Below are 19,456 nucleotides of genomic sequence, written 5' to 3' on the forward strand. Positions count from 1 at the left end.
ACCGTTCAGGAAAATCCTGCCAGAAGCCTTGAATTTTCTGCATTGGCAGAAATGTCGGTGTGAATTGGCAGGAATTTCAGTCCGGTTTTGAGTTTGTTTTTCAAGGAAGCTTTCTCGCTGTGACATGCCGCATTTATGGCGAGTATTGCTTCGCGCATATGAAGCTCAGCCACGAATGGCTAGGTTAAAAACACCACCCCGAAAACCAGAACGGTGTCTGAAAGTGTCGTATTGCGGCTCTGATAAGGGGCGGTTGAGGTTTGGGCGAGTATCGTGCGCGGGCGTTAGGTCTGTCCGATATTAAACGTGCTCACGGACCGCTCAAGGTCTGATGGTGTATAGAGCACATCGCTGCTCACAAGCGCGAGGGCCACATCAACCGCCCTGAGCGGCCGGTCAATTTCGAGCCCATGAAAGGAATTGGCAAGAGCCAAGATGGCATTTTCAACATCCTCGGATACAGCTGTCTGGTCCGTCTGTTGCGTCGCCTTAATCGTTGTTGAGCCATTTTTGCAGAACTCGCGGCTTATTTTATAGGTGCCCAGACCGTCTGCCTCATTAAAACAGACCGCCACCATTTCAGAGCACACAAGATGTTTTTGCTGCCGCCAGCGATCAAGCGCCCGGTGGAAAATATCGACAAGGAACAGCTTGATGGTCTCTGGTGCAATGAGCGTGTAGAGCATTTCCGTGGCTTGCGTCCCAAATGCAAGGACCAAAGCGGCGTGCAGGCGGTCCATAACCATATCTTCCCCAGCCCTGAACAGGCACCAGATAGCCAGAAGGCCAGCGTGATAATAGCCGTATTCAATATCGCCAGCGTTGCAGAGGTCGTTCGCTTTTTTCAGCACCGGCTCAGCCGGTAAAAGCTTATCGCCGAGAGACACTGCATCTCTGTGGTAACGATAAACGCTGATCGGGCCACCCCAATAGTCCTTTAAGGGTGTTTGCATGATGCCTTTGGGACCAGCTTCAATCACTACCTTTTCATTATCCGCATCCTGCCCGACAATTGCGGCATGGAAATAACGGTTATTGTCAAACGCCGTGATAGCGAAATGGATAAGCGGCATCAGGGCTGCAAAATGCTTGTCGCGGGTTTCCTTGTCGTAGTCAGCCCAGTGTTTCCAACCTTCAACCGCTTGATGCGCCAGCTTGAGAAGCTTCAGCATCTCCGCAATCCTGTTGTGCTCTGGCACATAATGCAGCAACAGGATATCGCCCAATTCTACGTCTGCCTTGCTAATAGGCACCCCTGCCACGCTTATTTTCTCAGAGGAAAGCGAGGGTTTGTTGCGTTTCTTGAGCGCGGCGATCTTGGATAAGGGTGACATGGAAGGCCTCTCGGTTGCCGGATTTGTACGCTTAGTTGTGTACAGGGACATGAAAAGAAAATCCTGCCAGCGGCCATGATTTTCCCGCCATGGCAGGAATGTCGTTTAATATGGCAAGTTTGTCCGGGGTTAACCATCGGCGTGGGGTAGGTTTGGCCTATTGCACGGTGTCGCTCAAAAGTTTCGAGGCGGACTTTCCGTACCGGCTTGAGAACAATTTGGTGAAATAGCTCAGGTTCCTGTCCCCGCATTTGTGGACGGTTTCTGACAGATTAGCGGCCCGTGCGCTCAATATCTTGTGGCCATACCCCAGCCTGAACGTGCGAATATAGGTTGATAATGATTCGTTTTCGCCTGAGTGGGGTGATGGCCGACAAGGGCTTTAATGAGGGCCGAAAGATCACGTTTGATGAGATATCCCGGGCGACGCTGACCAAGGTCGCGAACCAGAAGGGTATAACGCGTCGAAAGACATCATCGACAAGTTATGCAATTACTTTCGGGTGCCGGTTGAAAAGCTCATAGAGAACGTCCCTGACAGTCTCGATCAATCCGTATGGGTGTCAGGAATTGAGGAGGGTGGCAGTTTCTCAAATTTCGTTGGTCCCAGTGTGGTCCCAGTGTGGTGCCTTTTTGGGGACCAAAAAAGAAAAGGGCCTAGGATTTTTATCCTAAGCCCTTGTAAATCTTGGTGGAGCCGAACGGGATCGAACCGTCGACCTCTACACTGCCAGTGTAGCGCTCTCCCAGCTGAGCTACGGCCCCATGATCGCAAGCGGATCTTGTTGGAATATCCGGAAGCGATGGTTTGCTTCCCAGAACGGCGCGGACTATAGGCGGAGGCCCATGTGTGCGCAAGTAAAAAATACGCTTTGGCAGGGCGGCAAAAGAGCCGCCCAGATCCGGCTGTTTTACTTAATTGTCGTCTTCCGACAGCTTGGTGTCGACGATGCTGGTGACTTCATCGTCATCGTCGTCATCAAGGCTGACGTCACCGAGAACGTCATCGTCATCATCGTCGATTTCAATGTCGTCATCGTCGTCGTCGAGATCCGTCTCGTCCTTCTCGGCTTCTTTCTCTACCTTTGGCTCAATCACGACTGGCTGCTTGGCTTTGAGAACCGGTTCTGGTGCCCACTGGTTGCCGCAATCAATGCAGGTTGCAGGATCGTCTTTTTTCAAATCGTAAAAGCGCGTGCCACATTTTGGGCAGGTGCGCTTTGTACCCCATTCGGGTTTTACCACGTTTCTCTCCTTGCGTTTCCGCCTCTGGACAGCAATTTGTATCAGGCCTTGCGCTGAAGGTGCTTTTCGGCCAAGAATTCGGCGCATCCCTTGCCATGATCGGTTGCGCCTGTCAAAGCATTAGTGTCCACCCATACTTCTAAAGCTGGAAATCCCTCCGTGCCAAGTCTTATTTCATCATTCCTCACACCACTCACTGGTACCGTTAAGGTGCCGGGAGATAAATCGGTTTCCCACCGATCAATCATGTTATCCGCACTTGCAGTGGGTCGAAGTGAAGTGACGGGCCTTCTTGAGGGTGAGGATGTGCTTGCCACCGCCGAGGCCATGCGCGCCATGGGTGCGCAGGTTGAGCGAATCGGTGAAGGGCACTGGATTATAGACGGAGTTGGCATCGGTGGCCTGATGAGTCCGGACGGCGTGATTGACATGGGCAATTCCGGTACCTCCACCCGTTTGTTGATGGGGTTGATTGGAACCCATGACATCACTGTGACCATGACCGGGGACGCCTCCCTGCGCGGGCGTCCGATGGGCCGGGTGATTGACCCCCTGACAAGCATGGGGGCCCGGTTCAGTGCGCGAGACGGCAAGTTCCTGCCGCTCACTGTCACGGGCACCGGCAACCCGCTGCCGATCGATTACACCACGCCGATGGCGAGCGCGCAGGTGAAGTCCGCCGTGCTTCTGGCGGGGCTGAACACGCCGGGTATCACGACCGTGCGCGAGACCGTGGCGACCCGCGATCATACGGAACGCATGCTCAGGGCCATGGGCGCGGAGATAGAGACCACATGCGAAGCGGGGCTCAATATCGTGCGGCTTATGGGTCAGCCCGGGCTGAGGCCTGTCAATTTCGAAGTACCGGGGGATGTGTCCTCGAGCGCCTTTTTGCTGGTGGCAGCGTCCATCATTCCGGGGTCCGATATTACGGTGCAGAATGTGGGCATGAACCCGCTCAGGACCGGTATCGTCCATGCGCTCAAGGCCATGGGGGCCGATATCAAGATATTGGCCGAGCGGAACCTTGGCGGTGAACCGGTGGCAGACCTGAGGGTGCGGGCGGCGACGCTCAAGGCTGTAACCGACCTGCCCGTAGATCCCTCGACGATGATTGACGAGTTTCCTGTGCTGTTTTGCGCCGCAGCGGTTGCGGAAGGCGCCAGCCGTTTCACCGGACTCGAGGAGTTGCGCGTGAAAGAGTCGGACCGACTGGCCGTGATGGCGGAGGGCCTGAAGGCAAACGGTGTGGACCTGAGCGAGTTTGAGGACGGTATCGAGATCAAGGGCGCAGCCGGCAAGGTGCTGGGTGGCGCTACCGTCGCCACGCATCTCGATCACCGCATTGCCATGAGCTTTTCGGTCCTGGGGCAGATGGCGACAAGCGCCATCACGATTGATGACGCTGCCCCTATCCAGACCAGCTTTCCCACGTTTATCGAGCTGATGACAGGTCTTGGCGCCGGGCTGAACCTCAAGGGTTGATCAGCTTTCGGCCTCACTTGAAAATTCAGCGAAGGTGACAATATGGCCGCCGGGTTCGCGGTAGCCAATTTCACGGGCACCATAGAAGGTCGTGCGCTCCGCCATCACCACCTCGTAACCGTCGAGCGCTTTCATGCAGGCGTTGAGATTGCCGGTTTTGACAAACAGCAATACCGGCGTGCCTTCGGTCTCATTCGGGAGCATGCCGCTATCGTCAAAAATGCTGGTGCGGGTCTGGTACATCACCTGTACATCGCCTTGCATCAGGATCACAAAGCCAAGGTGATCGCCTTCCGGCACCTCGGTTACTTTTTCAAAGCCGACACGGCTGAAAAAGTCGATACTGGGTTCAATCCGGTCTACTGGCAGTACCGGTGTTACGCTTTCAATCATTTTCCCGTCCTTTTATATGTTCCCTTTTTGTTCTTTTATCATCAGCAAGAGAAAGAGTCGAATCCTTAAATCAGACTATGCTGCGTAAATAAAACTGCGGCCCCAAAGGAGGCCGCAGTCCTGCATATGTCCGCCGCTGTCGTGAAGCGTATCCGTCCGCGCTTAGGGTCGCAGGCAGGATACGGACATGTGCAATGTCAGGATGGCTCGTCCGCCTGTTTGCGATATACCTTGAAATTCAGGCTGTTTACCGTGATGTCGCGGAACACGAAGCCAAGACCTGCCACGATGCAAAGCTGCAGGTAGAAGCTGATCAGCACCGGATCGAAAACCTCGAAGCCAAAACGGTCGGCCGCCTGGGTGAAAGCAAGGAAAAGGCTGATGCCAATGCTGGAAATACCATATACCTTGCCCATCACCCTGATCTGCCGGTCGCGGTCCTCGTCGGACCGGTAGGGGTCGACCTTTTTACCAAATACCATGCGACGCAGGTACAGCACATAAAAGACATTTATACCGGTGATCACGGCAAGTGTGGCATAAACCTCACCGCTCCAGGTTGCGACCGGCCCTTGGTCCGATAGGTAAAAAACCAACCACAGCACATAAAAAACGATCGCCGCGCCCACAAGTGCGGGGGAGACAAACTGACTCATGCGACGCGGCGCGAGCGAGGCCGACCGGTGCTTGGCGGTGAAACTTTCCCGCATGAGGGCGTAGTAGCGCCACTCGGTGATCTGGATGTAAAGAAGTGGGCTGGCCTGCAGAATGAAGTAAAACATGACAAATATCTCGTCCCCGCCGAGCAGGGCCGGTTCATACCCGGACAGCATCATCATGCAAAGTATGCCGAGGCCAATGGCGGCAATGATGTAATTGGCGGCCATGAATATCTTCAGGCCGTGTTTGCGTGCGCTCTCGGCATAATAAACATAGGGGCCGGGATAGAGGTGGGGATATTCGGCAGGGGGATAGGACTCGACCACCTCTCGGATTCTCGCACACATCTTGCGCGGATAATGCACAGAAATAAGATAAATCTGGCTCAGGAACACAGTGTACATCACTGCGAGAACGGCGGTCATGTTGAAGTCGGCAGGCATTTTATGCTCTTCCTTTCTAGGGCTGCATGGCGTTCGCAAACGCGATGCGAATCTCGCTGTCAGTGGCACCTGCCTCACGGCAGGCCTTGATGGTGATTGCCAGTTGGGCTTCAATCCAGGCGCTGAGATCGAAGCAGCAATGCGCGGTGGCATCTGCATGCACAAAGGTGCCGCGATAGCCTTTGGTCACGATGACATTGTCGCGCTCCAGAAGGCGGTAGGCTTTCGCCACGGTCTTGTTGTTCAGCTCCAGGTCATTTGCCAGTTGTCGGATTGACGGCAGAGGGTCGCCCGCCCGAATGGCCTTTGTCCTGACCGCTGTTTTGATCTGCTCCACAACCTGGGAGAAAAGGGGTTCCTCGCTGTCGATGTCGATCATGATTTTCATAGGTGTTTCGCTATCAAATTATATGTACCATCTGTAATAGTGGTACAATGGGTACAATAGAGAGTCAATTGATTTTTTGGTTGGAGAGCCTGTGAAAAGGGTTGACCGGAGTGGTGCAGGCGCAGTCCCCGCTTTTTGAAAAGAAAGCCGGGCGGTGCGAGAAGCACCGCCCGGCAGCCCGAAGGAGGTCGTTGGTGGAACCGATCAGAAGGTTGCCAGAGAGTTCAACCTGCTTGTCGAAATCCACCGACCGACCACACTTCGGTAGCCCCCTCGTGTGCTATCCGTCAGCGTATGTTATCGTCACTTCGCCCAAGCGCACCGCGTGTGTCGGCGCGTTATCAAGCTTGGTGGCGAAGCCAAAGGCCTCAAATGGTTTTGCGTGACGCATGAGGAGATCGTTGCTTTCCGGTTCCTTGGAAAGCGGCGCGCCTGCATAGGCTACCTGCAGGTACTGAATATGGACTTTGGCCCCGGCGGGAATCGATAGCCCTTGGGGTGGAGTAACAAACACGCCCAGCACCCCGTCCGATACGGCGGTAACAGTGTCGGCGACAAGGATGTCGTAGGGGCTACTGTTGATGGTACGATTGATGTCGATCATGCTACCTAGGCAACTGGACTGCGACATGATCTGAACCTGGCTGCCATAGTCAAACCCGATACATTGGACGGTGAACATCACCTGGATGGTGTGGTTGTCGATATTCCCGAACGTCTGGGCATAGGAAGTGGTTTCAGTCGTGTTTTCCTGAATAACCAGATTGCGCCATGCGATGGCCGGATCATTGATGACCCAGTCGATAAAGGCACCATTATTCGCGAAGCTGTCCGGGATACTGTTCGGCTCTGCTTCGGTTGTGATTTGCGACACAAGGCAATAGTGAATGTCGCGCTCTGGTGGCGTCCAGATAAACGGCTCGCTACCCAGCAGATGCTGCTCGTTGGCGGTGGACGTCAGGGTAACGCTCTCGCCAGAGGTATCAACCGGGTCCCAGCGGTCCGGGGTCATGAACAGGCAGGATGGAACACTGAACAGATTTACCTGGCCGACAACCGGGCCCGCTGTACCAATATTGTCCCGGCTTGCGCCACGAACATAGATATAGTTGGGAATTCCCTCCACAAGCGGCTCGCCATAATCCTGATCCCAGCCATAGGGAGAGATTAGTTCCGGCGGGTCCCGCATCAGTTCAACGCGCGGTACAATATCTGGTGAGCAGCTTGCTGTGCGTGCGCCGCTCGGGATTGAGCCGTCATCGTCAAAATCATCCCGCATATAAAGCTGGTAATTGTTTACCACAGACCCCGTATTCATTTGATCGTACATCTCGATAGCTCCCTTGTTGCTGCGGGTGTCCGGATGACAGCCAGTTTGGCGGAAGTGCCGATCGAGCCATCGTCAGGGTCACCTGCAGGCCGGCTTATCTGGCCACGACCCCCCAAGGTCTTAAGGCAGCCAGACGTGAAGCCGATGCTTGTATAGGGGTATCAGCAAAGCACGTGCCAAAAAAAAATGTTTTATAACAGTAGCTTGTGTTATTTTCGCGCTGTCAACCGTGCCAGCCTGGCATGGCTGACACTCTTGACACGCTTATCGGCGTGGTTCGCAGTTGGTGAATAGAGAGGTTTAAGACGTAAGGGCCTTGATGCGGCGTTTAAGAGCGTCCCGGCCCACCCGGAGCGTGCGGGCCCAGGCGGTGAGGTCACCCGGGTATTCGTTCATGACCGTCCGGATCTGGGTGTCATCAAGGTCTTCCACCTGCCGAATGCCGGAGTGTTGGCGCATCAGATTATAAAGCGTGCCGCGTGACAGGCCAAGCCTATGGGCTGCCTCCTTGATTTGCCAGCCTGTCTGGTCAAGCGCGGCGAGTATCTCGCTCTCAGATACATCGGCGGAGTCGCGATACTGGCTGCGCGACCTGAAGGCTGTATGCCCTTGTGCTGCTTTGAAGCCTTCCCCGGCGGGCGGCTGGCCATGGTTTGGCGCCCGTTCACCGCCCGATGCAGTCAATTCGGGTTTGAGGCCAAGGGCCATCTGCTCGACCACATTTCGCAGTTCGCGTACATTGCCGGGCCAATTGTGGAGAAACAGGGGTACTATCCATTCAGACGGTATATCGGCGGGTGCGATATCCGGGTTCTGACGGTAAAACTGACGGAAAAAATACACGATCAGCGGCCCGATATCGACACGCCGTTGCCTCAAGGCGGGGACGGTCAACACGTAACGTTCAAGCCGCCGGAGGAGTGGGTGGCTGAACCCCGATGTCTCAAGTGACTGATCGGTCGCGGCAATAATGCGAGCACTCGTCCGCATCACCCTTGTGCCGCCCACCCGGCGTATCTCTCCCAGTTCAAGTGTGCGCAACAACATGGGTTGCACACTCTCCGGCACACTGCCGATCTCGTCGAGAAAAATGGTGCTGCCATTTGCCTGTTCAAACAGGCCTGCCCGTGCCTGGTGTGCACCTGTGTATGCTCCCTTTTCCGCGCCGAACAACTCAGCCGCGGCCAGTTCGGGTGCAAGTGTAGCCATGTTGACACTCAGCATGGGCTTGGCGCTATGCGGACTGAGGGCATGAAGGGCCGCTGCCACAATTTCCTTGCCGGTTCCGGTTTCCCCCCGGATTAGAACTGGGATACCGCTTGGTGCAATCCGTTCAATATTGGCACGCAGGAACTGGGTCTCAGCGCTAATGCCAATCATGCCGTGATGGTGCAGACTGCCGGCGGGATCCATCGGCTGTTCGAAAATAGCCAGAACCACATGGGCGGAAAGCGACAGAAATATCGTGCCGCCGCAATCTTCAAGCGCAACTTCCGTTGGCGCAGTGATGATATTGCCATTGACGGCAATTTGCATCCTGCTGGGCGGTGGTGTGATGGTGTAGGTCCGGGTTGCGGTGCGGCGAATGCCGACGGGCGCGCGTGATACGTGATGGTCAAGTAGCGGTTTGCCGTCTTTGTGGGGCGGCTTGGAAAACAGGGGTTCGGACCGCGAAATGGCGGCACCGGAATTCCCACTACTCAAGAGTGTGCTGGTAGAGCCTACCCGGTCAGGGTCCGGGTGCCATACAATGGCGATGCTTGGGACAACCGGCTCCCCGGCAGACCCTTGTAATCTTTCCGGTATAAAACTAATGGTTTCGCTATTAAGATCGGGCCAATCACCCATAGCGTGTTACCCTTCCTGTTATTGTCTCGCCGGAATTTATTCAGATTTAAAGCAATAATATAGATACAAGAGCATTCATATGATAGCAAATGTGCAGACAAAGAGTTGAAACGATGCCAACTCAAAATATAGAACGATACAATCTTTTATATACTGTGGGGGCAGGGTCTCACGGCACCGTATTGTGCGCCTTTGATACTGTCCTGCAACGTAAGGTGGCGCTTAAGGAGCTTACCTCACCGGCAGGGACGGATACGCTGGCGGATGACGACTGGCAGGAAGCCCTGGCGCTTGCACGCATCAATCACCCGAATATTGTGACAATCCATGAAGTGTTCCGTGATCAGGGGACGGCTTATCTGGTGACGGAATTCGTCGAGGGGCAATCGCTTGGCGCGCGCCTTGCCGAGGATGAGGTTGACTTTACACAGGCGGTAACGATCGCGCTGAAGCTGGCAGACGGCCTCAGGGGGGTTCACGAACAGGGCCTCGTTCATGCGGATATCAAACCGGATAACATCATGATTCGTGATGACGGCGAGCCTGTGCTGGTGGATTTTGGCATTGCGCGTGCCGCACCAACCGCAGATGATATGAGGACCGTAATGGAGGATGAGCCATCATCCCTTGGCGGGGTTGCGGGTACGCTTGCCTATATGGCACCGGAAGTCATCCGCGGAGACCCTCCAACAGCCCGGTCGGATATATTTTCGCTTGGTGTGGTGATTTACGAGATGCTGAGCGGCACCAAGGCCTTCAAGCAGAAAACAGAGGCCGGGACCATCTATGCTGTGCTGGCTGATCGCCCCCCCTCCCTGACGAAAGTGCGCCGGGAGACACCGTCTGCGTTTGCTGACCTTGTATCGAGCATGATGGCGCGGGATGCCACTGAGCGTCCGGCGTCGATGCAGGATGTCTACAGGGCCCTTTACAAGTGGTCGCCCGAAGGGATCAGGCAACGCCAGTCACGCCAGCGGCTGACGTACCTTGGTGTGGCGGCAACTTTTCTGATCATGCTGGTTGGTTTATGGCGTCTGGACATATTGACCCCACCGAAAACCATCTCCGGGCTGATGGCAACAGGCCTTGAGGGGCTGAAATCAAGCGCGAGCGAGGAGCAGGTCGACATAACGATTGAAGCCTTCAGGCATGTGCTCCTGCGGGCCCCGGACAATGCCGGCGCCAAATCGGGGTTAAGCCTTGGCCTCACCCGCAAATATGTGTTCGGCGAAAAGAGTGCCGCATTGCTTGAGCAGGCACGGACATTGGCGGAAAGCGCGGTTGAGCTTGATAACCAACTTGCCTTGTCCCATGTGGCGCTTGCGCGTGCCCTTGAATTTGAGGGAAAGGACGAAGCGTCGGAACAGGCGTATGTGCGGGCGCTTGAGCTGGACCCAAGCAATTTCTTCGCTTTTCGGAACTATGGCCGCCTGCTGATCAAGCGTAACGATCTTGCGGAGGCGGAGCAGAAGCTCAAGGCGGCGATTGCTTATTATCCCGAAGAGAGCACCCTTTATGATCTGTTGGGGCGGGTATATTTCCGCAAGCAGGAATACGGCCCAAGCCGCGAGGCTTTCAAGGCCAGCTTGAGCATGGAGCCAGACAACGTGTATGCCCATGCAAGCCTCAGCGCGACCTACTATATGGAAGGCGATACGGCAGGTGCGATAGCCGCATTGCAGGCGGGCTTGCAGGTGCGTCGTGCCGCCGTACTGTATAGTAATCTGGGCACCTATTATTTTGCGCTTGGCCAGTACCCGCAGTCGGCGCAGGCGTTTGAACGCGCGCTTGAAATGACCGGCGGTGGTGCCGACTATCGCCTTTGGGCCAATCTGGCCGATGCCTACCGCGCCGTGCCGGGGCAGGAAAAAAAGGCGGTCGGCGCCTATCGTCAGGCGCTGGATCATATGGCTCCTCTTCTCGCTGTTGCCAGGCCAAGGCCCGACCTTTTAAGCCGCGCGGCACTCTATCACGCCAAGGCTGATGAGGGGGCAGATGCCAGAAAACGCCTTTCCGAAGCGCTGGAGCTTGACCGGGATGACGCGACCCTTTTGTTCCGGGCGTCTGTTACAAGCGAAATTCTCGGTGAACGCACAGAGGCTATTCGTTTTGTGCGCGGTGCGCTTGACCAGGGTTTTCCCCTCAGTGTGATCCGGGCTGAACCCGACCTTATCAACCTGCGGCAAGACAGGGAGTTTCTTGACATCATCCTCAGCCACAACATTACACCAGGAGACTGATATGATTAGTACAATAAGCCGCGTTGCTGTACCTGCCGGTGCCGACTATATGTTGGCCTTGTCCTTTGACCCGTGCCAGATATCGAAATCACTGCACTATGAGTTCTCCATCGCCGTCGATGGCAGCGGTGTCCGCAAGGCAATCTATGGCCCGAACGCGGGTTGTTTCTATTTTCAGGCGGGTAAAACCATGGCGGTGACGATTACCGCTTTGTGCTCGCACGATTCCTCCATGTCGAAATTGCCGGATATTGATATCCTTGCGGTGCAAATCTCCCTCAATGACCAAGAGCGGCATCTGGATGTTCAAAAGGGAGCCGAGGGCGATTATTATGTCAGCTTTGTCGCGACGGAATTGTATCAGTTTGTCAAAAACGATGACCCGTGGCCGTTGAGTGTGACGGTTGTTGCGAGCATTGACGGGCAGAAGAAAATCTATTCCTTTGATCCCGAAGTGATTGTTGGCGACGGTGAATTCTAGAAGGATCTAGGCGAGTCTCCTGCCGGAAACGGTGGGGGAAATTACCCCGATTTTAACAAGCGGCTGGTGATACACGCCGCATTTGTCCTATAAACGCAGCATGATTTCAGGGGTGATTCGCTTTGATTATTGCAATTGATGGGCCGGCGGCGGCCGGTAAAGGCACGTTGGCGCGGCGGCTCGCGGACGAATTTGGCTTCGCTTATCTTGACACCGGTGCGCTATACAGGGCTGTGGGGCTCAGTGTGCTGCGGGCCGGTGGCAACCCGGCGGACGCCGGCGCAGCCGAGGTGGCTTCCGCGACCCTCGACCTTGCCCTGCTCTCCGATCCTGACCTCAGGGCAGAAGATACAGGGAATGCCGCATCGAAAGTGGCCGCGCTGCCGGTTGTTCGCTCTAACTTGCTGGATTTTCAGCGCAATTTCGCTGCGAGCCCGCCTGGTGGCGCTGCAGGCACGGTGCTGGACGGCAGGGATATAGGCACCGTGGTGTGTCCGGACGCCGATGTGAAGTTCTTTGTAACCGCCAGTGCGGAGGTGCGCGCCAAGCGTCGTTTCCGTGAACTTGAAGAGCGTGGCATCGAGCCGGATTTTCGTGTTATACTCGCCGACGTGCGTGAACGGGACGAGCGGGACATGAACCGCAAGGATGCGCCGCTCAGGCCCGCTGAAGATGCCCTCTTGCTTGATACGAGCAATTTGGATATAGACGCCGTGTTTTTAAGGGCGGCGGCTCTCGTGAGAGAAAGCCTCTCGCCCCAATAACCGAAGACGCTTTACGAGAGCGACTCCCGGACCAGACGCTACCCTTAAAAGGAAGCTTGGCCCGAGGGGTCAGAATTTGTTGGTGTTTGAGGCTTCCGGACCACAGGAAAGCACGGGATGGTCCCGCGCTTGAGAAACCCGGAGGAAGACCGTCGGAGCCAACCGGCTGGCAAGAAAAGTAATAGACCTGAAAGGAAGACATACATGTCTGAAGCGGCAACCATGCCGAGCCTCGAAGATTTTGAGGCACTGCTGAATGAAACACTCCCCTCTGAGGATGACGGCTTTGAAGGCCGCGTTGTCAAAGGGACCGTCGTCTCGATCGAGAACGACTTTGCGATCGTGGACATTGGCCTTAAAGCCGAGGGCCGCGTTCCACTTAAAGAATTTGCTCCCGCAGGCAAAGCAGCTGAAATCAAAGTTGGTGATACAGTAGAAGTATTTGTTGACCGCGTTGAGAACGCGCTCGGCGAAGCGATCCTGTCCCGTGATAAAGCTCGCCGCGAAGAAGCTTGGGAACTGCTGGAAAAAGCGTTTGAAGGCGATGCCCGTGTTGACGGTGTTATCTTTGGCCGTGTTAAAGGTGGTTTCACTGTTGACCTCTCCGGCGCTGTGGCATTCCTGCCGGGCAGCCAGGTTGACATCCGTCCGATTCGTGACGTGACACCGCTGATGAACATCGAACAGCCGTTCCAGATCCTGAAGATGGACCGCCGTCGCGGTAACATCGTCGTATCTCGCCGTGCTGTTCTTGAAGAAGACCGTGCAGAGCAGCGTGCTGAACTGATGGGTCAGATCAAAGAGGGCGACGCTGTTGAGGGCGTTGTGAAGAACATCACCGATTATGGTGCGTTCGTGGACCTCGGCGGTATCGATGGCCTGTTGCACGTGACAGACATCTCCTGGCGCCGTGTGAACCACCCGTCTGAAGTTCTGGCGATTGGTGAGACCGTGAAGGTACAGGTTGTTCGCATCAACCCTGAAACACAGCGTATCAGCCTTGGCATGAAGCAGCTTGCTGCTGACCCATGGGATGGTATCGAAGCCAAATACCCTGTCAGCGCCAAGTTCACCGGTACGGTGACGAACATCACCGACTATGGTGCGTTTGTTGAGCTCGAGAGCGGTGTTGAAGGCCTTGTGCACGTATCCGAGATGAGCTGGGTCAAGAAAAACGTACACCCTGGCAAGATCGTTTCCACGAGCCAGGAAGTCGAAGTTATGGTGCTCGAAGTTGATCCTGCGAAGCGCCGCATCTCTCTTGGTCTCAAGCAGTGTGGCGAGAACCCATGGGAAGCCTTTGCTGGTAAATACCCGCAAGGCACCGAAATCGAAGGCGAAGTCAAGAACATCACCGAATTTGGTCTGTTCATCGGCCTCGATGGCGATGTGGACGGTATGGTTCACCTCTCCGACCTCGATTGGGAACGTTCCGGCGAAGACGCGATCCAGGAATACAAAAAAGGCGACATGGTCAAAGCTGTTGTCCTCGACGTAGACACCCGCAAAGAGCGTATCAGCCTCGGCATCAAACAGCTTGCCGGCGATCCGTTCTCCAATGTTTCTTCCAAGAAACGTGGCGAGCAGGTTACCTGTGTTGTTAAAGCCGTAAACGATAACGGTATCGAAGTTGAAGTTGGCGATACGGGCGTTACGGCCTTTATTCGTCGCTCCGACCTCGCGCGTGACCGCGGCGACCAGCGTCCAGAGCGTTTCGCTGAAGGCGACAAGGTTGACGCTATGGTAACCGGTATGGACAAAGGCAGCCGCAAGCTGAACCTGTCGATCAAAGCGCTTGAAGTTGCTGAAGAAAAAGCAGCTGTTGAGCAATATGGTTCGGCCGATTCGGGTGCAAGCCTTGGTGACATTCTCGGTGCAGCGCTTGAGAAAGCCAAAGAAGACAAATAATCCGCACATCTGTGTGAATTGTGATTTGAAAGGCCGTCCATTGGGGCGGCCTTTCTTCTTTTTGACATCCGGATGACAAGAAGTTGAGCAATTGTCGTCGCGTTGATACAAAAAACTCATGATAAAAGCCCTTTTCGTAGAAAGGCTTATCTTGACGTGGGCGAGATCAGGTGGCACGCTTGACCGGTTGGACATGGGTAGCTTCGTTTTGAGTGTCGCTGAAAAGATTGCCCCGAGGGGAGGACCTAGATGATAAAGTCCGAGTTAATTGCAAAAATTTCTGAAGCCAATCCCCACCTGTATTACAGGGACGTTGAGCGCATCGTTTCCAAGATTTTTGATGAAATTACCGCAGCTCTTGCCCGCGGTGACCGGGTTGAACTCCGCGGTTTTGGTGCCTTTTCAGTGAAGGAACGCCCCGCGCGTGTTGGCCGCAATCCCCGCACGGGTGAAAAGGTTGAAGTGGCAGAGAAGCGTGTGCCTTACTTCAAGACCGGCAAAGACCTGCGGGAGCGGCTGAACGGCTGAAAATAGTATCTGTGGCGCAGCTGGCCTGCGCAGCAGAGTTTATCAAAACAAAGATGAAAGAGTGTCATGGCACAGTCGCTCGGCAGCCTGATTCGCCGCATTTTCTGGTTTGCGCTTGCCGTACTGCTTATCCTTTTTGCGATTTCCAACCGGCAGAACGTGGTCCTGAGCCTTGAGCCCTTCGGTGCGCTGATGGCGCCAGTACCTGTTTATGGTGTCCTCTTTCTGGGTATTTTTATCGGCCTCCTGATTGCAGGCAGTGTGACGGGATGGCTCAGGCTCAAAGGCTTCGCCAGGCGCCGGAAAGCCGAAAGGCGGGCAGGGCAGCTTGAAGTGCAGGTCTCGGCCTTGTCGGAAGACGTACACAAGGCGCATGCGAAGGATGCGCATGAAACGGCACGCGCTGCGACCCAGGCCTTGCCAAGGGGTGGCAAAGAGGGCTAATCCGTGTGCAATCAGTCCCAACCCTGAGAGGATTTTGCCCTTGTCCCAGAACCTCAAGTCCAGTGATCGGATATACTGCGCCCTTGACACCGTTGATGTAGATAAGGCGGTGCAGCTTGCATCCACACTGAAGGGTAGTGTGGGCGGCCTCAAGCTGGGGCTTGAGTTCTTCTGTGCAAATGGGGCGGATGGCTTCAACCGGGTGGCAGAGCAGGGCCTGCCTATCTTCCTTGATCTCAAGTTTCATGACATCCCGAATACAGTCGCGGGTGCCATTCGTGCTGTGGCGCCACTGGCGCCCAAACTATTCACCATCCACACGCAGGGCGGGCCTGAGATGATGCGCCGCGCGGCCGAGACAGCAGGGGAAGAGGCGGCGAAATACGGCCACGCCAAGCCGTGGGTTATCGGCGTCAGTGTGCTCACAAGCCTCGACGGCAGTGATTTGAATGCGATTGGGGTGCCTGACCCGGTTGAGGAGCAGGTGGCGCGCCTTGCGGCCCTCGCGAAAGCCAGCGGCATCGACGGTCTGGTATGCAGCCCGCGTGAGATTACCCGCGCGCGCAGGGCTGGCGGACCGGATTTCAAGCTGATCGTGCCGGGGATCCGCCCCGCAGGCAGCGCGGTCGGTGACCAGAAGCGGGTCATGACACCATCGGACGCGGTCGCCGCAGGGGCGGATATCCTCGTGATTGGCCGACCTATCACCGCGGCTGCCGATCCGGCTGCTTCGGCAAAGGCCATCGCCGACAGCATCAACGCTTAGGGGCGGATATGGCACCAGCCCCGTTAGAGACGATCTATCTGCATATCGGAGCTGAGAAGACCGGTACTTCTACCATTCAGCGTTTTCTGGCGGGAAATCGCCTGCAACTGGCAACGCAGGGGTATTGCTATCCAAGTGCGCCTGGGCCCGAAAATCATATAGCCCTCGCGGTGTATGCGCAGGATAGCATGCGGGAACGCGGGTTGCTTAACCAGACAATTGGTGAGGTCTCCGCTCAATCACTGTGTGCCTTTCAGGTCAACTTTGAGCACGCACTTGAAGCTGAACTGATGGCTGCCCGCGAAAACGGATGTCGCAACCTGGTGCTTTCCAGCGAGCATTGCCACACCCGGGTTAAAACCGTATCCGAGACGCGAAGATTATCGGCATTGCTCTCCAGGGTCGCCCGTGACGTGAAAGTCATCTTTTATGTGCGCCGTCAGGACGAAATTGCCACCAGCATATATTCCACGGCGGTCCGGGTCGGTTACAGTCATCCCCTTCCTGACTTGCGGTTCGGGCCGGATGCCCACCGCTACAACTACTGGAACGCGTGCCAGCTGTATGAAGAGTCTTTTGGCCGGGGCGGCCTGGTGGTGCGGCAGTTTGGTGAAAAAACCTACGAAGGGGGGACGCTGTTGCGCGACTTTTGTCGCACCGTCGAGCTTGATTGGGATGAAAAGTTCGCGGCGCCGGAGCGTCGGAACAAATCGCTCGACGGTACGGCCCAGGGTCTGCTTGTATTTGTGAATGATCTGAGGGACGGTCCGTTCCATCCAAAGACCGGACGTCATCGCCCCGCGCTGCTGGCACGGCTGCAGGAGGTCCATGTGGGTACAGGCATTATGCCAGCACGCTCCCAGGCCATGGCTTTCGCCAATCAGTATGACACCGGCAATGAAAGGGTACGCGCGCGATATTTACCCGATGTGCCTGCGCCGCTTTTTTCCGCGGATTTCTCGATGTACCCGGAGGCAGCGTGCGAGGCGCGGATGAGCAGCGATACGGCGCGCGTCCTTGTGGACGCCCTGTTTCATGACCGGCCGGACATTGTTGCTGCGTTTGAGGCGTCGCTATCTTAATTCCTTGCGAATCACTAGCTTGAGGGCGGACCAGACTTCATCCACCGCACAGACCTTCACATCCACAAGCCCCAGGGGTAGCGCAACTTCGCGCACAACATCTTCGCTCATGTCCGTTGCGACTTTGGCGGCCTTCTTCGGCCATGAGATCCAGATCATGCCGTCACGCCGGATGGTGGATATCAGATCACCGATCTCGGCCTCGAAAAGGTCATGCTCTTTATAGAAAGCGTGGACAAAGTGACAATCGGTCTGAGCTTCCTCAATGCCTACGGGCAGGCCACCAAGCAGGTTGGCATAGTGGGGCGGCGTGTGGGCGAGCCGTAATCTGAAGCCATCCTTGATGCCCAGCTTCTTGATCAGTGGTGTGCCTGAGTATCCCGCCATGTGGCACCTTACTGCACCCTGTTAACGGTCAGTCCCATGGCCCGCAACATTTCAATCAGCGACTCCTCGTCCGTCAGGTGCCCCGCGCCCACGGCAACAAAATACCGCCCCGGACGTTCCAGTACCTGCATCAGCTTGTCGGCCCAGTCGCGGTTACGCGCGGTCAGCAATTGTTCCTCAAGCCCGGGCGCGATGGAAAGCGCGTCATTCAGAATATGGTCAAGCTCTGCCACATTGCCTGACAGCCAGGCCGCCTGCATTGCAGCAAAATGCACGTCAATCGCCGCGTTCTGCTTGAGGGTATCAATAAGAAGCGCTTTTTCCTGCTGGGTGTTCAGGCTCTCAAACAGCGCCACCTGTTGCGCGGCGGTTTCAAGTCCAAAGATGGGTTTGCCCATTGTCTCCGCCTGCGCGATGAAATATTTATCCGTCCCGCTTGCCGGGTCATAACCCGCTTTCACAAGGCCGATCACCGAAAGGGACATGCCAGCGAACCATGGTTCGCTGTTGGCAAAGGTGTCCACTGGCATCCCCAGTTGACGTGCGAGTCGCTGCACATCGTTATAGATGCCGTTGCCGACAAGTGCGCGCAGGCTTTGGCCCTCGGGCAGGCGCCCGGCATCGGTGAACAGCGGCCCTGCACGGTCGATTTCATCGCCATTCAGTTCCACGATCAGCGCGCTTGCACCTTCAAAGGCAGTCTTTGTCTCTGTCGTCAGCCAGTTTATATCCTTGGCCAGCACATGCAGCGTGCCAAAGATGTGAATCTCCGTGTCGGCGTCGGCTAACCGCCACAATGCCGGGGCAGCACCGGCGGCGTGACCGGTGAAGACAAGGCAGAGCGCCAAAAACACTTGAAGCGGGAGGTGCTTGATGCTGTGCATATGGACAAATATCTGTTTCATCGGGTCACTTTCCCACGGGTCTCGCTTCTGCGCAAGAAAACGGTGGGCGGAATTCGTTGAATCTGCTTGCAAACCGGGGCTTGCGGCGCTATACACCCCACTTCATCGAACCGACCGGCTTGTTTAAGGGCTGCCGTGCCGGTTCAGAAATGTCGAACTTGCAGTTATAGAAGTGAGGACAAAAATGCCCAAAATGAAGACGAAATCGAGCGTGAAAAAGCGCTTCAGCTTGACCGCCTCCGGTAAGGTACGTGCAAACCAGGCTAACAAACAGCATGGTATGATCAAGCGCACCAACAAGCAAATCCGTAACCAGCGTGGCACCACCATCCTTGCAGATTGTGACGCCAACATCGTCAAGAAGTTCATGCCCAACAGCCTCTAAGGCTTTTCGGGTCCTTCAAGGTTAAGGAGAAAATACCATGGCACGTGTCACGCGCGGACTTACATCACACGCCCGTCACAAAAAGGTTCTCGAGCAAGCCAAAGGCTATCGGGGCCGTCGTAAGAATACAATCAAGGTTGCTCGTCAGGCTGTTGAAAAAGCCGGTCAGTACGCATACCGCGACCGTAAAGCACGCAAGCGCACCTTCCGCGCTCTGTGGATCCAGCGTATCAACGCCGGTTCGCGCGCTCTCGGTCTGCAGTACGGCCAGTTCATGCACGGCCTCAAGCTCGCCGGTGTTGAGCTTGACCGTAAAGTGCTGAGCGACCTTGCGATCACCGAACCAGCTGCTTTTGAAGCGCTTGTGGAACAGGCTAAGGCCGCCCTCGCTAAGTAAGCTGGTTTTGCGGCTGTTGTCGCAGCACCAAGATATTAAGGGG

The 19,456-nt window shown here is 55.7% G+C and carries 20 protein-coding genes and 1 tRNA gene; 11 read left to right on the forward strand and 10 right to left on the reverse strand.

The annotated features are described in order from the left end of the window. Positions 1–284: 284 nt before the first annotated feature. The 3 genes from OEU85_RS16295 to OEU85_RS16305 form a co-directional block, all read right to left on the reverse strand. Positions 285–1,334, reverse strand: a complete 1,050-nt coding sequence (locus tag OEU85_RS16295) for a hypothetical protein (RefSeq protein WP_262692581.1) — start codon at positions 1,332–1,334, stop codon at positions 285–287. A 689-nt stretch (positions 1,335–2,023) separates the two neighbouring features. Then, positions 2,024–2,099 (reverse strand) — tRNA-Ala (locus OEU85_RS16300). Between the two features lie 150 nt (positions 2,100–2,249). After that, positions 2,250–2,579, reverse strand: a complete 330-nt coding sequence (locus OEU85_RS16305; RefSeq protein WP_262692582.1) for an FYDLN acid domain-containing protein — start codon at positions 2,577–2,579, stop codon at positions 2,250–2,252. A gap of 159 nt (positions 2,580–2,738) precedes the next feature. Here OEU85_RS16305 and aroA point away from each other — a divergent pair, with 159 nt between their 5' ends. Beyond that, positions 2,739–4,064 carry a 3-phosphoshikimate 1-carboxyvinyltransferase gene (aroA, locus tag OEU85_RS16310; RefSeq protein WP_262692583.1) on the forward strand — a complete coding sequence of 442 codons (1,326 nt, stop codon included), beginning with the start codon at positions 2,739–2,741 and terminating at the stop codon, positions 4,062–4,064. On the opposite strand, the gene OEU85_RS16315 is transcribed toward aroA, so the two are convergent. From OEU85_RS16315 to OEU85_RS16335, 5 genes are all read right to left on the reverse strand, one after another. Further along, positions 4,065–4,457 carry a VOC family protein gene (locus tag OEU85_RS16315; protein WP_262692584.1) on the reverse strand — a complete coding sequence of 131 codons (393 nt, stop codon included), beginning with the start codon at positions 4,455–4,457 and terminating at the stop codon, positions 4,065–4,067. A 197-nt stretch (positions 4,458–4,654) separates the two neighbouring features. Further along, positions 4,655–5,560 (reverse strand): hypothetical protein, encoded by a 906-nt coding sequence (locus OEU85_RS16320; protein WP_262692585.1) that lies wholly within the window; start codon positions 5,558–5,560, stop codon positions 4,655–4,657. Between the two features lie 16 nt (positions 5,561–5,576). Then, positions 5,577–5,948 (reverse strand): GntR family transcriptional regulator, encoded by a 372-nt coding sequence (locus tag OEU85_RS16325; RefSeq protein ID WP_262692586.1) that lies wholly within the window; start codon positions 5,946–5,948, stop codon positions 5,577–5,579. A gap of 280 nt (positions 5,949–6,228) precedes the next feature. Next, positions 6,229–7,278 carry a hypothetical protein gene (locus OEU85_RS16330; protein ID WP_262692587.1) on the reverse strand — a complete coding sequence of 350 codons (1,050 nt, stop codon included), beginning with the start codon at positions 7,276–7,278 and terminating at the stop codon, positions 6,229–6,231. A gap of 300 nt (positions 7,279–7,578) precedes the next feature. Beyond that, the gene (locus OEU85_RS16335) at positions 7,579–9,126 is read right to left on the reverse strand and encodes a sigma 54-interacting transcriptional regulator (protein WP_262692589.1); all 1,548 of its coding nucleotides are present in this window, start codon (positions 9,124–9,126) and stop codon (positions 7,579–7,581) included. 113 nt (positions 9,127–9,239) lie between these two features. Between OEU85_RS16335 and OEU85_RS16340 the strand changes: the two genes are divergently transcribed. The 8 genes from OEU85_RS16340 (at position 9,240) to OEU85_RS16375 (ending at position 17,339) form a co-directional block, all read left to right on the forward strand. Continuing rightward, positions 9,240–11,366: a serine/threonine-protein kinase gene (locus OEU85_RS16340; RefSeq protein ID WP_262692590.1), complete on the forward strand. Its 2,127-nt coding sequence runs from the start codon at positions 9,240–9,242 to the stop codon at positions 11,364–11,366. Position 11,367: 1 nt separating this feature from the next. Then, complete coding sequence (locus OEU85_RS16345; RefSeq protein ID WP_262692592.1) at positions 11,368–11,847, forward strand: hypothetical protein; 480 nt, start codon at positions 11,368–11,370, stop codon at positions 11,845–11,847. Between the two features lie 122 nt (positions 11,848–11,969). Beyond that, positions 11,970–12,611: a (d)CMP kinase gene (gene cmk / locus OEU85_RS16350; protein WP_262692593.1), complete on the forward strand. Its 642-nt coding sequence runs from the start codon at positions 11,970–11,972 to the stop codon at positions 12,609–12,611. A 204-nt stretch (positions 12,612–12,815) separates the two neighbouring features. Then, on the forward strand, positions 12,816–14,519 hold the full coding sequence (rpsA, locus tag OEU85_RS16355; RefSeq protein WP_262692595.1) for a 30S ribosomal protein S1: 1,704 nt from the start codon (positions 12,816–12,818) through the stop codon (positions 14,517–14,519). Positions 14,520–14,768: 249 nt separating this feature from the next. Further along, complete coding sequence (locus OEU85_RS16360) at positions 14,769–15,047, forward strand: integration host factor subunit beta (protein WP_262692596.1); 279 nt, start codon at positions 14,769–14,771, stop codon at positions 15,045–15,047. A gap of 66 nt (positions 15,048–15,113) precedes the next feature. After that, positions 15,114–15,491 carry a hypothetical protein gene (locus OEU85_RS16365; RefSeq protein ID WP_262692597.1) on the forward strand — a complete coding sequence of 126 codons (378 nt, stop codon included), beginning with the start codon at positions 15,114–15,116 and terminating at the stop codon, positions 15,489–15,491. A gap of 40 nt (positions 15,492–15,531) precedes the next feature. Next, positions 15,532–16,257 carry an orotidine-5'-phosphate decarboxylase gene (gene pyrF, locus OEU85_RS16370; RefSeq protein ID WP_262692598.1) on the forward strand — a complete coding sequence of 242 codons (726 nt, stop codon included), beginning with the start codon at positions 15,532–15,534 and terminating at the stop codon, positions 16,255–16,257. A gap of 8 nt (positions 16,258–16,265) precedes the next feature. Continuing rightward, positions 16,266–17,339: a hypothetical protein gene (locus tag OEU85_RS16375; protein WP_262692599.1), complete on the forward strand. Its 1,074-nt coding sequence runs from the start codon at positions 16,266–16,268 to the stop codon at positions 17,337–17,339. Here OEU85_RS16375 and OEU85_RS16380 read toward each other — a convergent pair. Both OEU85_RS16380 and OEU85_RS16385 read right to left on the reverse strand, forming a co-directional pair. After that, the gene (locus tag OEU85_RS16380) at positions 17,331–17,726 is read right to left on the reverse strand and encodes a DUF3052 domain-containing protein (RefSeq protein WP_262692600.1); all 396 of its coding nucleotides are present in this window, start codon (positions 17,724–17,726) and stop codon (positions 17,331–17,333) included. The genes OEU85_RS16375 and OEU85_RS16380 overlap by 9 nt on opposite strands. A gap of 8 nt (positions 17,727–17,734) precedes the next feature. Beyond that, a complete protein-coding gene (locus OEU85_RS16385; RefSeq protein ID WP_262692601.1) occupies positions 17,735–18,631 on the reverse strand; it encodes a TraB/GumN family protein in 897 nt (298 codons plus the stop codon). 184 nt (positions 18,632–18,815) lie between these two features. On the opposite strand from OEU85_RS16385, the gene rpmI reads away from it, so the two are divergent. Both rpmI and rplT read left to right on the forward strand, forming a co-directional pair. After that, a complete protein-coding gene (gene rpmI, locus OEU85_RS16390) occupies positions 18,816–19,016 on the forward strand; it encodes a 50S ribosomal protein L35 (RefSeq protein ID WP_262692602.1) in 201 nt (66 codons plus the stop codon). Positions 19,017–19,053: 37 nt separating this feature from the next. After that, complete coding sequence (gene rplT, locus OEU85_RS16395) at positions 19,054–19,413, forward strand: 50S ribosomal protein L20 (RefSeq protein WP_262692603.1); 360 nt, start codon at positions 19,054–19,056, stop codon at positions 19,411–19,413. Positions 19,414–19,456 lie beyond the last annotated feature (43 nt).

Source organism: Kordiimonas aestuarii, from assembly GCF_025574465.1.
GTDB classification, from domain to species: domain Bacteria; phylum Pseudomonadota; class Alphaproteobacteria; order Sphingomonadales; family Kordiimonadaceae; genus Kordiimonas; species Kordiimonas aestuarii.

Bases quoted from the DNA above. Each gene is read 5' to 3' on its own strand.
- OEU85_RS16330 (WP_262692587.1), bottom strand. From the start codon at position 7,278: ATGTACGATCAAATGAATACGGGGTCTGTGGTAAACAATTACCAGCTT.
- rpsA (WP_262692595.1), top strand. From the start codon at position 12,816: ATGTCTGAAGCGGCAACCATGCCGAGCCTCGAAGATTTTGAGGCACTG.
- OEU85_RS16380 (WP_262692600.1), bottom strand. From the start codon at position 17,726: ATGGCGGGATACTCAGGCACACCACTGATCAAGAAGCTGGGCATCAAG.
- OEU85_RS16325 (WP_262692586.1), bottom strand. From the start codon at position 5,948: ATGAAAATCATGATCGACATCGACAGCGAGGAACCCCTTTTCTCCCAG.
- OEU85_RS16315 (WP_262692584.1), bottom strand. From the start codon at position 4,457: ATGATTGAAAGCGTAACACCGGTACTGCCAGTAGACCGGATTGAACCC.
- rpmI (WP_262692602.1), top strand. From the start codon at position 18,816: ATGCCCAAAATGAAGACGAAATCGAGCGTGAAAAAGCGCTTCAGCTTG.
- OEU85_RS16295 (WP_262692581.1), bottom strand. From the start codon at position 1,334: ATGTCACCCTTATCCAAGATCGCCGCGCTCAAGAAACGCAACAAACCC.
- OEU85_RS16360 (WP_262692596.1), top strand. From the start codon at position 14,769: ATGATAAAGTCCGAGTTAATTGCAAAAATTTCTGAAGCCAATCCCCAC.
- OEU85_RS16365 (WP_262692597.1), top strand. From the start codon at position 15,114: ATGGCACAGTCGCTCGGCAGCCTGATTCGCCGCATTTTCTGGTTTGCG.
- OEU85_RS16385 (WP_262692601.1), bottom strand. From the start codon at position 18,631: ATGAAACAGATATTTGTCCATATGCACAGCATCAAGCACCTCCCGCTT.
- OEU85_RS16345 (WP_262692592.1), top strand. From the start codon at position 11,368: ATGATTAGTACAATAAGCCGCGTTGCTGTACCTGCCGGTGCCGACTAT.
- OEU85_RS16375 (WP_262692599.1), top strand. From the start codon at position 16,266: ATGGCACCAGCCCCGTTAGAGACGATCTATCTGCATATCGGAGCTGAG.
- rplT (WP_262692603.1), top strand. From the start codon at position 19,054: ATGGCACGTGTCACGCGCGGACTTACATCACACGCCCGTCACAAAAAG.
- OEU85_RS16335 (WP_262692589.1), bottom strand. From the start codon at position 9,126: ATGGGTGATTGGCCCGATCTTAATAGCGAAACCATTAGTTTTATACCG.
- OEU85_RS16320 (WP_262692585.1), bottom strand. From the start codon at position 5,560: ATGCCTGCCGACTTCAACATGACCGCCGTTCTCGCAGTGATGTACACT.
- OEU85_RS16340 (WP_262692590.1), top strand. From the start codon at position 9,240: ATGCCAACTCAAAATATAGAACGATACAATCTTTTATATACTGTGGGG.